General features: G+C 55.0%; 12 protein-coding genes and 1 pseudogene. 5 read left to right on the top strand and 8 right to left on the bottom strand.

Going from position 1 to position 13602, the window contains the following annotated elements; all coding sequences use genetic code 11:
* Together ABNH10_RS16105 and ABNH10_RS16100 are read left to right on the top strand one after the other, a co-directional pair.
* Window positions 1-121: pseudogene (locus ABNH10_RS16105) on the top strand (IS3 family transposase); the annotation flags it as partial.
* A gap of 227 nt (window positions 122-348) precedes the next feature.
* Complete coding sequence (locus ABNH10_RS16100) at window positions 349-1683, top strand: ABC1 kinase family protein (protein WP_349386872.1); 1335 nt, start codon at window positions 349-351, stop codon at window positions 1681-1683.
* A 111-nt stretch (window positions 1684-1794) separates the two neighbouring features.
* On the opposite strand, the gene ABNH10_RS16095 is transcribed toward ABNH10_RS16100, so the two are convergent.
* Window positions 1795-2346, bottom strand: a complete 552-nt coding sequence (locus ABNH10_RS16095) for a porin family protein (protein WP_349386871.1) — start codon at window positions 2344-2346, stop codon at window positions 1795-1797.
* Between the two features lie 149 nt (window positions 2347-2495).
* On the opposite strand from ABNH10_RS16095, the gene ABNH10_RS16090 reads away from it, so the two are divergent.
* Entirely contained in the window at window positions 2496-4919 is a 2424-nt protein-coding gene (locus ABNH10_RS16090; RefSeq protein WP_349386870.1) for a hybrid sensor histidine kinase/response regulator, read from the top strand.
* A gap of 36 nt (window positions 4920-4955) precedes the next feature.
* On the opposite strand, the gene ABNH10_RS16085 is transcribed toward ABNH10_RS16090, so the two are convergent.
* From ABNH10_RS16085 to ABNH10_RS16060, 6 genes are all read right to left on the bottom strand, one after another.
* Window positions 4956-6323 (bottom strand): vWA domain-containing protein, encoded by a 1368-nt coding sequence (locus ABNH10_RS16085; RefSeq protein ID WP_349386869.1) that lies wholly within the window; start codon window positions 6321-6323, stop codon window positions 4956-4958.
* Window positions 6323-7252, bottom strand: a complete 930-nt coding sequence (locus tag ABNH10_RS16080) for an AAA family ATPase (RefSeq protein WP_349386868.1) — start codon at window positions 7250-7252, stop codon at window positions 6323-6325. The genes ABNH10_RS16085 and ABNH10_RS16080 overlap by 1 nt, the downstream gene beginning before the upstream one ends.
* Before the next feature lie 225 nt (window positions 7253-7477).
* Window positions 7478-7840, bottom strand: a complete 363-nt coding sequence (locus tag ABNH10_RS16075; protein WP_349386867.1) for a putative quinol monooxygenase — start codon at window positions 7838-7840, stop codon at window positions 7478-7480.
* A 116-nt stretch (window positions 7841-7956) separates the two neighbouring features.
* Complete coding sequence (locus ABNH10_RS16070; protein WP_349386866.1) at window positions 7957-8640, bottom strand: nitroreductase; 684 nt, start codon at window positions 8638-8640, stop codon at window positions 7957-7959.
* A 500-nt stretch (window positions 8641-9140) separates the two neighbouring features.
* Window positions 9141-9632, bottom strand: a complete 492-nt coding sequence (locus tag ABNH10_RS16065) for a pyrophosphohydrolase domain-containing protein (RefSeq protein WP_349386865.1) — start codon at window positions 9630-9632, stop codon at window positions 9141-9143.
* Window positions 9616-10584: an alpha/beta fold hydrolase gene (locus tag ABNH10_RS16060; RefSeq protein ID WP_349386864.1), complete on the bottom strand. Its 969-nt coding sequence runs from the start codon at window positions 10582-10584 to the stop codon at window positions 9616-9618. The genes ABNH10_RS16065 and ABNH10_RS16060 overlap by 17 nt, the downstream gene beginning before the upstream one ends.
* Window positions 10585-10788: 204 nt before the next feature.
* Here ABNH10_RS16060 and ABNH10_RS16055 point away from each other — a divergent pair, with 204 nt between their 5' ends.
* Together ABNH10_RS16055 and ABNH10_RS16050 are read left to right on the top strand one after the other, a co-directional pair.
* Window positions 10789-12288, top strand: a complete 1500-nt coding sequence (locus tag ABNH10_RS16055) for an adenylate/guanylate cyclase domain-containing protein (protein WP_349386863.1) — start codon at window positions 10789-10791, stop codon at window positions 12286-12288.
* Window positions 12272-13294: a tetratricopeptide repeat protein gene (locus tag ABNH10_RS16050; RefSeq protein WP_349386862.1), complete on the top strand. Its 1023-nt coding sequence runs from the start codon at window positions 12272-12274 to the stop codon at window positions 13292-13294. The genes ABNH10_RS16055 and ABNH10_RS16050 overlap by 17 nt, the downstream gene beginning before the upstream one ends.
* Window positions 13295-13485: 191 nt before the next feature.
* On the opposite strand, the gene ABNH10_RS16045 is transcribed toward ABNH10_RS16050, so the two are convergent.
* On the bottom strand, window positions 13486-13602 hold a 117-nt coding region (locus ABNH10_RS16045), incomplete at its 5' end, for a transposase (protein ID WP_349384762.1).

Raw genomic sequence — 13602 nt, 5'->3', positions numbered from 1 at the left:
GGCAAGGGCTGACGTATTTAATTATATCGAGCGGTTCCACAACCCAAGAAGGCGGCGCAAGGTTGCAGCTCAAGATCGCAAGTTTACCGCCTTTTTAAAACCGTCCGTGGAAACGGGGTAGAACCCTGTTTTGCTGTAAAAATGTAGTGTGTGTTGTTTTAAAACTCTGCTTTACTCTCCTTTGGGGCCCCGCTTTGGGCCCCTTTTCTTTATCTAATAACGTTCTGCCCCCTCTCCGCCAAGACCGTCTTGCACTATTGCACCTTGTGCATGAGTCATACATAACGCTAGCCTTAACCCAGTCGTAAACAACACTATAGACATAACAAAAAGCCGCGAGGTTTTACCATGGCTGACGACCGTCGCCGAAAACGCCCCACCACCGCCACCGGCCGACTGTTTCGGCTCACCGGCATGACCACCTCAATCGCCACTCGTGTAGCCGGCCACCAGGTCAAAGGACTGTTCCAGTCGGAACAAGCCAAAGCCACTGACCGGGAGAAACTGCTGCAACATATTGGTAAGGAGGTGGCTGCCACGCTGGGAGAGATGAAAGGCGCGGTCATGAAAGTCGGCCAGATTGCCTCCCAAATGCAAGACATCCTGCCCACTGAGATTAGCGATCAGCTAAAAGTACTCCAGAATGCTTCCGCCTCGATGCCATTCCATGTAATTCGACGGCAACTGGAGCGTGAGCTCGGCGCTCCGCTGGATGAATTATTCACCCGTTTCGAAGACAAGCCCTTTGCCGCCGCGTCCATTGGTCAAGTACATCATGCCGTGACCCCGGAAGGCGACGAAGTGGTGGTAAAAGTACAGTACCCCGCGGTCAAGGAATCCATTGATTCCGACATGAAGCATCTGCGCCGGATTCTACGCTTGGGCAGCCTGCTGAAAGTCGACGAAGCCGCCCTGGATGCTGTATTTCAGGAAATTCGCAACCAGCTTCACGAAGAACTGGATTACCACCAGGAAGCCACCAACTTGGAGCATTTTCAAGGTTTTCACCAAGACCAGCCTTGGCTGGTCATTCCCCAAGTTTTTCCGGCACTATCCAGTGAGAAGGTGCTGACGCTGAGCTATGAAACCGGTACCCCCCTAGACCAGGTCGACGACGAGCACGGTTTTAACCAGGCCACTCGCAACCAGCTCGGCGAGCGGCTATTCGATGCCATCGGGCAACAAATTTTTCAGTTCCGGGCCGTCCATTGCGACCCCCACCCCGGCAACTTTGCGTTTCGTCGCGATGGCACCATTGTGATCTATGATTTTGGCGCAGTGAAGCGGTTACCCCCACAGGATGCTGATTTACTGAAACGCTTGGTGCGCATGGCCATCAACAAGAAATGGGAGGCACTTGACGCTCTACTAATGGAACTGGGAGCACGCAAGAAGGACACCCAAGTGAGCGGCGAGTTTTATGCGGTCTGGGTTGAATTGCTGCTGCGGGCCTTTGGCGACGAGCCCTACGACTTCGGGCATTCAAAATTGCACACGGACATCATGCGTCAAGTAAAACGTACTCCCCTGGAACAAATACTCAAATTCCAGCCCTCCTCTCGCAGTCTGCTGGTAGAACGGGCCATCAGCGGACACTACTGGACCATGATGAAACTGGGCGTAAACACAGCTTTCCGACCGCACCTGGAAAAAGCGATCAACACCGCCACACTCGTTGACTAGCACTGCCTAGTCACCGGCTGCATGCTACGTAAAGCGTGTAGCCGTGCAACACCGCACAAAAAGCCCCTCACACGGAGGGGCTTTTTGTTATCACGGCGTGATTTGCAGACACTAGAATGCGGAACGCAGCCCCACACTGATACCGGAAATTTCTTCCTCATCGGTGTCGACATAGCGCATATATTCCAAGTTGCCGGCAACCGTATCGGTAATATTGAAGTCTAGACCGGCACCGTAGGATTCATCCTCAAAGGTTTCAGTATCGCTGTAGGAGTAATCCACCCCCGCTACCGTACCGTTGGCTGACACCTCACCTTTTACCTTTGTATAACCACCAATGATATAAGGACGAAGTTTCTCACCGACAGGCGCACCCAGCTTCACATACCCGCCGTACAGGTGATCCATGTCGAAATCCACAATACCCTGGGAGTCCTCATCAAATCCCAAACCACCCCGGGCTTCCAGTGCCAGAAAATCCGTAAACTCGTACCCGGCATTGACCGTAGCCGAGTCGATTTTCAGAGTGTCCGTGTCATACTCCTCGTTATCATATTGGATCTGGCTGTAGTTACCGCCAATGTATGGACCGACCGCAAAAGCCCCCGGTGCCACCATCAATGAACAGGACAAGACCAGTGCATTACGCATAATGACTTTCATACAGGACTCCTTTTCCGTTAAGTTTCTCCGTTAAGTCGTCTATTCAGAGACCTTATTTGTCGCACAGTTCCAGAGACTACGATAAATTCTGTAAAATGAATTCATAGTATTAACTCCGTATCCACATAACAGTGATAACAGGATCGGGAATGACACAAGGACGCCTCATCTTCAGGCAGGGAATTACCGTTTGCTTACTCATGCTGGTTATATCAGGCCATAGCCTGACGCTTAGCGATAAGCAAGACAGCTACCAAGCAGCTCACGGCATGCAATGGTTGACAGACCCCTGGCAGGCTTACAGCCCGGAAATGGCTCTGCACGCTTTGCTCGACGGTCAAGGCAAGAAAGTTCACGATAAGTACCCTTCTCTGGGGTTTCGTGAGGGCCTGCAATGGTTTCTCGTTCCCATCGAAAACCAGAGCAGCCAGTCTCTATGGTTTGCTCGCATAGGCCGCCCTCACCTGGATTATCTCGACCTCTACCTTTTCGACCATAAAGGCAAGTCACTATGGCACAACCGTCTTGGCGACCGCGTTCCTTTTGATACTCGAACATTTGCGCATAGCCACCTAGTCTCCACGCTCGATCTTCCGGTGAATACACGGCGCTACCTGTTACTACGCGCTCAAGGAGACAACGTAATTGAGCTGCCTGTCTCACTTATGTCAGCCACCGCCTTCAATCAACAGGACAGCCAAGTCACTATTTTTTATGGCCTCTATTTCGGCGCCATGATTGCCATGTTTTTGTTTAACCTGCTGATATTTGTTTCCATCCGGGATCGCAGCTACCTGTTATATGTTCTTTACTTGGGCACCTTCACTCTCAACCTGTTCACCCGCGAAGGGCTAAGCTATCAATGGCTTTGGCCACAGGCCACACTGTGGAATCATTACTCTCTGCCGATATTGAATCTACTCACCCTAGCGTTTTCTATCCTGTTTGCCTGCCAGTTTCTGGAACTAAAAAAACGCGCGCCTACCATCAACCGTTGGCTGGTCGTAGCCGCCAGCCTGCTGATTCTTTTTGCTCCGCTCACGCTGATTAATTTCCATTTTTTCATTCAGGCTAGCACCGCCATTATTCTACCTTGGCCGCTTATCGCCATCGGCCTATCCATCTGGCTGATTCGGCAAGGCTACAGCCCCGCACGCTATTTCCTGCTGGCCTTCACCACCATCGCACTCGCCTCCATGGCCTATATCCTGAAGACCTTCCAGCTTATCAATGGCGGCTGGCTGCTGGAAAACATCATGCCTATGGGGACGTTTATCGAGGCACTCCTTCTGTCGTTTGCTCTGGCCCATCGCATGACCGTACTGAAGAGTGAAAATGCTCGGATTCAGGACGAAGCAAACGAAATTCTCGAGCAACGCGTTAGCGAGCGCACCAGCGAACTAAACGCCGCACTCAGTGCCCGCAGTGAATTTTTGGCCGTCATGAGCCACGAAATCCGCACCCCCTTGAATGGTATTATCGGCACAGTGGACATGCTCAAGGGCACGCCGCTGGACGAGGAGCAGCGCCACAACCTGAACGTGATCGAGCAATCCGGCAACAGCCTGCTGAACCTCATCAATGACATTCTCGATTATTCCCGCATCGAAGCGGGCAAAATGCCCATTGAACAAACCAGCTTCAACCTGTTCGACCTTCTCAATGAATCCCTCGCCCTGTTCCAGCACAAAGCCCAGGTTCACTCCAATGCCTTAACTCTCGATCTCTCCCCTAACGTAGGCGAAAGCTGCTTGGGCGACCCCGCAAGACTGCGGCAAATCCTCGTCAATCTGATCGGCAATGCAATAAAGTTCACCAACAATGGCACCATTACCGTTAGTGTGCAGCGCGATCCCGACAACAGCGACTACGCCCACTTTGAGGTGCGGGACAGCGGCATCGGAATTTCTGAAGAACAACAACGACGGCTCTTCGACCACTTTCAGCAAGGCGATAGCTCTACTAGCCGGCGCTATGGCGGCACCGGCCTGGGGCTGGCGATTTGTCGACAGCTGGTGGAAATCATGGGGGGAGAGATCGGAGTGGACAGTCAACCGAAACAAGGCTCTCGTTTTTGGTTCAGGCTGCCCATTCCTTGCACCGAACGCACTGACACCTTTACAGCTCAACCTGCCATCGACAACCAACCGGTATCATTCGAAGGGAGACTGCTGATCGTCGACGACAACCACATCAACTTGATGGTCGCCGAGGGGTTATGCCAGAAACTCGGCTACGAGACCGAAGTGGCGGAGAGTGGGCTGGAAGCCATCGCCGTCCTGATGTCCGCATCGCAACCATTTGATTTGGTCTTAATGGATTGTGAAATGCCGGACATGGATGGCTTCGAAACCTCTCGGGCCATTGCCAAGCTGCAGCAGGAAGGCCGCCTGCCCTTGGTGCCCATCATCGCGCTCACCGCCCACGCGATACCGGACAAGATCCAAGCCTGCCACGACGCGGGCATGGTCAGCCATTTGGCCAAACCGGTGAATCTGGCACGCCTGCAAACCACATTGTGGCAGGTCCTTCAAGACACCCGACCTCGCCCACCAAGAGCCGGGGATGATTAACCCTTAGCGGAGGTAACGCTTGGGTACAAAAGCGCGCTAATTTAGCCCCTTGAGCAACGAGTCCACAATCCGCTCAAGATCATCCAATGAGGCGCACTGGCGTGCCAACCGACAATGGGGCAAATAACGATCCATCACCGCATCCCCACTATTCCAGCGAGAACGAGACTCGGGGTTGAGCCACCACACCTGTTTCACCCGTCGACGGATTTGTTGCAAGACTTCTGCACCCTCCGGAAGATAGTTATTGCGCGCATCGCCCAAAATGATAACCGTTGTGTGGCTATCGAGTTCCCGCTCACAGCGTCGCCAGAAGTCCGCAAACATTTCGGCATAATCCGTGCCACTGCCAGACAAGCGATCCAGCACCCTACCCACAGCGACATCCGGGCTGTAGCGTTGAAAATCCTCCGTAATTTCATCAAAGCGTGAGGCAAACGCAAAACTGCGTACCCGAGGCAGCACATCATTCATTGCGTAAAGAAACTGCAGCAGAAAACGGGCGGCTTCACTCACCGAACTGGATACGTCACAAATCACCATTACCCGGCTTTTTTGCACCGGTCGTTGACGCCAATGCAGTCGCGCAGGAACACCGTCATGCTGAATACTGGCTATCAATGTGCGCCGAGCATCCAGCATGCCTCGACGACTTTTTTTCATTCGCCGCTGATGCAAGCTAGCAAGGCGTCGCGCCATGCGCCGCACTAATGTTTTTACTTCTTGAAACTCGCGCAGGTGCCGGAATGGTACGGCACGCATAGTCTGTTCACGCAACGCCCGTCCCTTGCCGGCACCGTGCAACAGAAACTGCCGCCGCACATGGTCAGCTGCCTGCTCACGAACCTCCCGTCGCCACTGCCGCAGCGTTTCCGCCTGCGCATGGCCAAGAGGATTGGCCTGGTCCAATTGCGAAATACGATCATCCACTGCTCCCATCCCCATGTTCATCAGCAAGCGGCGGGTGTACAAGCCCTGCTGCGTGATCACTTCCATCTGGGTAAAATCCATTTGCGCAGCGGCCTCGGCAAGGCGCTGATCCAGTTCGGCCGGAGTGTGCCGGGTTAGGTCAAAAGAGGCACCCTCTTCGCTTCCCTGCACAGGCGCTATCGACTCACCCTCCTCTTCAGCCCGATCCACCGGGGGCGGCATTGCACTATCTTCAGAGGCTGCCAGGCGGATCTCAGAGGACACGGCAAAAAAACGAGCAAACGTTTCCTCAAAGGCAGGGCGATCTTCTTCACGCTTTACCAAGGTGATCGCCAAGGCATCGTGAAAACGACGGCGAGCGCTGTAGCCCACTAGCGCGGCAGCATCCATACCCTGGGTGGCTTCGTCCGGCGAGATCCGTAGCCCCGCGCCACGCAGAGCCTGAACAAATTCGGAAAGTCGACGGGTCGGCATTAACGTTTACTCAGCTTACGTAACCAGGCGGGTAATAACTCCCGAGCCAAAGTCACATCCTGCTCTGTCTTCAACACCAGGTTCAATGTATCTGCCACCTGTTCCTGCTCCAGCGAATCAGCATGGAGTAACACCAGTGCTCGCGCCCAATCCAGCGTCTCAGAAATAGCGGGTAGCTTTTTCATGTCCTGTTCACGCAAGTACTGGATAAAGTCCACTAACTGCTCACGCAATTTGGCATCCAGATTCGGCACCCGCGCAGCTACGATGTTTGCTTCCAGTTCGGCCTCCGGGTAAGGAATATAAAGGTGCAGGCAACGTCGCTTTAACGCATCGGACAATTCACGCTGATCATTACTGGTCAACAATACCAATGGCTGGTGCTTGGCCTTGATCGTGCCTAGCTCGGGAATGGAAATTTGGAAATCCGACAGCAGCTCCAAAAGAAATGCCTCAAACTCCTGATCCGCCTTGTCGATTTCATCAATCAACAATACGGCGGGCTCATCGCTGCGCAACGCATGGAGCAAAGGGCGGGGCTCCAGAAACGTTTCGCTGTAAAAAGCTTCACCCAAATCACCCAGCCGAGCCATGCTGGCTTCCAGGCTATCGGTGTCCGCCAGCATGCCGCCCAGCTTGTCACGCAACAGCTGCGTGTACAGCAACTGCTTGCCATACTTCCACTCATACAAAGCGCGGCTTTCGTCCAAGCCCTCATAACATTGCAAACGAATCAGCGGCGCTTCCAGAAACGCGGCCGCGGCTTTGGCTAGCTCGGTCTTCCCTACTCCGGGCGGACCTTCAACCAGCACCGGCTTGTGCAGCTGCGCCGCTAGGTACACTGCCAGCGCAATGCGCTCGCTACAGATGTATCCTTGTTCGGAGAAACTGCGAATGATGTCTTCGACGGAGTCGATACGGCTTTTCATGGGTACTCCTACACAGCCTTGCCAAGGCACAGCCGACGCTGAACCTTGCCTGAGACAAACAGGGTAACGCAGAGCGGGACGGGAGACATTGACCAACCGCGTCACAACACGGGCAGGAAGCGGCGAACCATATAAGCGCCAAGTGACGATAAAACAGTAGGGGCTGCGCGCGTGGACACCAAGGGGGGGGGAGCGGCCAGCGCCCAAAAACGCTGCCGCAGTGCGTCAATGCAAGGTAATATTGTCCGCCAGCACCACAGGCGCAATCTCACCCACTTCTTCCGCGATGGGGTCCCCATCCATCCTGGTCACATCAAAACGGGCAGAGGTGACATCGCCATCGATCATGTCGGGAATGGCATCCAGAAAGGCATCCACATGCTCGGAGCCAAAATGGATTTCCAGCGCATCCAGGTTTGACCACTGCTGCCACACCATAATCACTCGCGGCGAATCAGCCTGCAGATACACTTCATAGGCCAAGCATCCCCGCTCTCCCCGCGACGCATTGGCAAGCGCCTGCACCAGCTCCAACGCAGTGGGCTGTTCGTTTTCTTTTACGGGAAAGGAGCCTTTCACTATGATCATGGAGGGTCACTACGCTGGTAAAACGGCCATTGTAGCACAGTTGCGTCACCGCTGCCTGAGAGCCCTCCTTCTTCCAGAGTCCTTGCTCCATAGCCAGTGGACAACGCCGCTCCCGATCACAGGCTATCGCAAAATTGCACCGAGTCGGACACTGGCACCCGGTCTACTCGAGCCTTATTCGCCGCTATTTCCGCATCTTCATAACCAAAACTGATACCTAATACGATAGCGGTGCAGGACGGAATTCCCAGCAATTCCCGCACGTCATCCGGATAGTAACGCATACTGCCCTGGGCACAGGCTCCCAGCCCATAGGCGCTCATGGAGAGCAGCAACGACTGCACATACATCCCCACATCCAACCCTACGGTGACACCAAAATCCCGCTCCATACCAACAAAAGCCACATGGGGAGCATCAAACAACTCAAAGTTACGCAGCTCCGCGCGCTGACGGCCAATTCGGTCCTCGCGGGCAATCCCCATGCTGCCATACAGCGCCATGGCGCAGTCGACCTGCCGCTCCCGGTACACCCCTTCGAAACTCGACGGGCTGTCGTAGTCTGGCGCAAAGGGCACGCCATGGGTGACTTTCTCCACCAACCGTTCACGCAGCACATCGCGCACAGGGCCGGAAGCAACCCATACTTTCCAAGGTTGGATATTGCAGTTGGATGGGGAACGCTGGGCAAGGGAAAACACAGCGTCCAGCACCTCTTTGGGTACTGGCTTGCCGGTAAAACCGCGAACAGAACGGCGCTGAATCATGGCGTCAGCCAGGGAAATATCGTGGGCGCTCATGGAAGGCTCCTGTCAAAACTCGCCTCGAGTTTAACGGGGCAAGAAGACAGACACGATGACCGTAGAGATCAGGCTGTTTGTCGCACGCGTCACGAGAGGCTTTGTATATCTGCTCAACCTGCGAGCCTGCTGACCAATGCGATGGGAATAGTTCGAATCCACCTTACCTCCGGACTCAAAATCACAGGTGACCGGTCCGCGACTGGAATGGAACCACATGTCATACAGCGCTGGCGCATCATACGAACCCTTCGGGTCGAAAGGCATCGTCATCAACTCTGCCCAAGCATCACAAGAGGTTAGCTGTGGCGACCGCAGAGAGGCAAAAAAAAGCCCCGAAAACGGGGCCAAATTGTTTCCGGAGACAACCGGAAGCATACGCAGCGGGATCAGATCCCGCAGTTATAGTGGCGCCCACCGCTCCATTTGGTCTTGATGTGGATCAGGTTTCACCGCTTTAATCCCCACGATAACTTCCAGGCCCGTTTCTCTCTCTAGCACTACTCGACACCACGGCTCTGGGCCGCCAGCACCGGCGCCAATAATGGAGGCGAATACGCCGGGCCTTTGAGCACTTTGCCACGGTCATCTTTCACCGGTTTACCGTCCGCTCCCAACTTACTCATGTTGCTACGATGGACCTCCTCACAGCAGGCATCCAGATCAATACCAAAGGTGTGCCCAGCGCCATAGGTCACATAATTGATATCCGTGAGTGCATCCGCCACCTCCACCAAATCCACCTGAAAGTCGTCCAGCATCTCCAGCTGTTCACGTGCCTGAACCAGGGTAGCGAGAAATCCCTGCTGCGCCTCACTGGCATTTTGACAAGTGGCCTCGGCCAACTCGTGAAACTCCTCCAGCAGCAAAGCCAACCGTAAACGTACAGTGGCATCGTCCGGCACCACGGGCCGAGGTTCTACCGGCAGAGAAAAGGCGCGATGAAACTCTCCAACCCTGTGAAAATTACTGGCACTAGGCTTGATCGCCATCCACTTCCTCCAGAAACGCCAGGATTTCCCGATTAACTTCCGTCGCTTGCTCCATCTGAATCCAATGGCCACACTGATCCAGCATTACGGTACGCAGCTGCGGAATATAATCTGGCATGCGCTGCAGGGCTTTCTGGCTAAACAAAATAACCGGATCCTGCAAACCACCGATAAACAGGGCCGGCATGGGGATTTGCCAGTTACTGTCATCGCCGCTTTCTTCCCAGGAAATATCCATGGAGCGATACCAGTTAATAGGGCCGGTGAAGCCACTGTGCTGAAAACGTTCCACGTAGTAAGCCAGATCCTCTTCGCGCATCCAGCGCGGCTGGGTATCCGGAACCGGCATGGACTGAAGGAAGCCGGTGTCCTCTGACCCCACATTGAAAGCCGCGATACCTTCCGCAGACAGGGCATGGAAAATACAGCGCAGACTGTGCGAAATGTCAGCTTCAAGCTCCTGCTCTGGCAAATCTGCTTGCTGGAAATACAACATGTAAAAAAAACGATTCTCAAATAACTTGCGCATGGCCACCGTCGGCGGCACCGGTGCCGGCCCGCCATAAGGCACCGACATACCGATAACCGCCCTGATGACCCGCGGGTGGCAACGCGCCACCTGCCAAGCCAACGCACTTCCCCAGTCATGTCCTATCAGGATGGCACGGTCATAGCCCAGCGCCTGAATCAAAGCAATCACGTCCTCAACCAGCTTACTCTGCCGGTAGGCATCGACTTCCTTGGGGCCACCGGTAAACCCGTAGCCACGCAAATCCGGGGCCACCGCGTAATAACCCGACTGAGCCAACACCGGCAGCTGATACCGCCAAGAGGCCCAGCATTCCGGAAAACCATGCAGGCACAACACCAGCGGTGCACCGGCCTCGCCGGCCTCTGCCACAAAGAAATTCAACCCATTTGCAGGAACTTGTCGCTCTCGCGTAAACGCCATACTCATATCCTAATTCAAAGCCGGGCAACAAACCGTCAAATGGCTACTTACCCAGCACAACTAAAATGCTATTGTTGGCATAACACACGCTTGAATTTGACAGCAAGGACCGCCGCTGACAAGCGCTGGCCAAGCCTGTGGTTTTCGGTCTGACGGGCGCAAGAACACACAAGACCTCTCGCACAGCCACACCAGGGACGTAACGTGAGCACGCCAAAGGGAAGCGAACAATCCAGCCCCCAGCGCACCCGCCTCAGTGAGTGGCTAGCGCCCTATATTCCGGCGTATTTCCCGGTGGCCTGGAAGCTGGGTCTGTCCATCTCCATGCTAATCCTCTGTGGCATGACCATCCTCGGCACCCTGCTACTCAACAACCAGCTCAGCCGCATGCGCGACCAAGCGGATAGCTTCGGCACAGCTATTGCCCAGCAGCTAGCCAATACCGTTCGTGAACCTCTATTAGCTGACGACACCTTTTTCCTCAAAGTTCAGCTCAATAACCTCACCCGCAGTGACAGCGTGCGCGGCGCAGCCCTGTTTGGCCGCGACGGCAACCTAACCGACAAGGCCGGTATTCTGCCGCTAGCGGCCTCACCTCTGCACGAGCAGGTAAAACGCTGGGACCTCAAAGGCGAACCCGTCACAACGTATTATGCCCCCATTAAGATCAACGATGCGGTGGCTGGCCATACCGCCATTTCCCTCTCGGACCGTCCCATCATGGCCGCCCGTCAAGCTGTCCAGGACACCATGATCACCGCCACGCTCATCATGAGCGCGATCGCCATTGTCGTCGCTTTCTTGATCAGCCGCCGGCTGGCCCAACCCATTCATGACCTGCTGGCCGCCACCAGCGCCATGCGCAAGGGCGACCTGAACTATCGCATCCAGGATCGCCGCAACGATGAAATTGGTGGCCTAATTGAGGCCTACAACACCATGGCTCATGGCATGCTGGAAAAAGACCAAGTAGAGCGCGTGCTGCAACGTTTCGTCAGCCCGTCCGTAGCACGTAACATGATGGCCGACCTGGATCAGGTGCAACTGGGTGGCCGTGACGTGTCTGCAACCGTGATCTTTGCCGATATCGTCGGCTTTACTCGGCTGTCCGAGAACTTGGCACCCGACGCTATCGCCGACATGCTCAATGTCTATTTCGATGCTATCACCACAGCCACCAACTTTTACCGAGGGACCATTGACAAATACATGGGTGATTGCGCCATGATCGTGTTTGGGGTGCCGGAAAAAGACGACGAACATCTATTCCACGCACTGTGCTGTGCTGTGATGATCCAGCGGCTGGTAAAACGGCTAAATGAATATCGTCATGCCCGAGGCGAGACCACCGTTGCCTTTCGCATCGGCATCAATTCCGGCGATATGCTAGCGGGCAACCTGGGCTCGCGCGATCGCATGCAATACACCGTGGTGGGCGATGCAGTAAATCTGGCCTCCCGGCTGTCGAATATGGCTGGAGGTAACGAGATTATTGCCGCCGCACCGCTACTGTCCAACCCCAACATTGCCTCGCGAGTGCGCGCCACGGAATGCGGGGCCATGCGCATTCGAGGCAAAGAACAACCAGTGAGCACCCACCGCATCGATGGCGTGCACGCCCTGTCCGAAACCCTGATGGAGCAGCGTATTGCCCAGTTTCTGACCAAACTGAATACGGAGCATCAACGTGCACAAGGCGAGTAGCCTGACCTTGGCCACGGTACTGGCCGGCTGCACCACCTTCGGCAACTCACACCCGGAAAGCGATGTCAGTGCGGCGCTAGAACAGCACAACTACGCCAAAGCGGCGCAAATCATTGAACAGACAGATCCAAAACACCCGCAATATGCCCTCCTTCAGGAACAGTACGCCGGCATTCGCCAGGCCAGCCAAGAGTATCGGCTCCACGTCGTTCAGCAGGCAGAAGGACTCGCTCGCAAACAACAATGGGACGCCGCCTTTACGCTGCTGGAAACAAACCGCGACAAAGTACTCAACTCCGCTGCCATCGATGAACTGCGCAGCACTCTGGCCCCGATGGAAGCGCGCCAGCTTAACCAGCTGCTGGCCGAACGACGCCAAGCCCAGGCGCAAGCCTTGCTAAGCACTGACGATTTAGCACTTCATCTTGCCGACTTTCACGCTTCAGCGGCTAAGCAGGAGCGCCAGGCCCTGGCCGAAGAACGCGAGCTACTGATCGCTGACCTGACCATGCTGGGCAACTATTTCGCTGATCAAGAGCAATGGGTTCAGGCCCGCAACTTGCTTCGTTTCGCCCATCAGTTGGCACCAGAGGCCGAACCCGCGCCCAAGCTAGCTCAAGCACAGCAGGTACTCAATAACGAAGAACAGCGTACCCGCGCCAAGCGTAACCGGGCACTGCAGACCGAAGCCGAACAGTTAATGACCCGCTATCAACGCAACGGCCAGCTGCAATCATTACTGGCCGCACGGGCCTTCCTCAACCAACAGCAGAGCAACCCGGCACTGGCTTCGCACCGCAAACGCCTAGAACAATGGTGCCGCCGCCGCTTTGCCGAAGAAATAAATACGGGCGAAGCTCTCTATGCCCACGGACAATACCGCGAGGCTTATCGGATCTGGAAACAGGTAGCACCGCTGTATCCGGAGAACGAGGAGCTGAACAAGAAGCTGGAACGCAGTCAGCGCGTGTTGCGCAACCTGCGCAGCCTTCAACAACAACCCTAACTGCTTTTCTATAGCCCCCTTAGACGCTTACACGCTTCGCCGCATGAAAGCCAAACGCTTGCTGTCTGATTCCGAGAGCCGCAGCCGGTAAACCGGATTGAAGCACGCTCCTCCCCTTTTAACGCCACCCTTGCCGAGTCCTGCGTATTGCTCAGCCGTATTGCGGAGGCAGAACGGCCATAAAAAAAGGTTCATCGCGGAATTCCGGGAAAAGCGGCTTTGATCTTCATGAAGAAGTAGTCGTTATCCCGGAAGCCGTACGCCATCCTCTTGATGACCTTGATCCTGTTGTTCATTCCTTCAAGCAC

The organism is Alcanivorax sp., assembly GCF_040119285.1.
Classification (GTDB): Bacteria; Pseudomonadota; Gammaproteobacteria; order Pseudomonadales; family Alcanivoracaceae; genus Alcanivorax.
The sequence above is the reverse complement of the archived record's forward strand: the minus strand, read 5'-3'. Positions and strand labels throughout refer to the sequence as shown.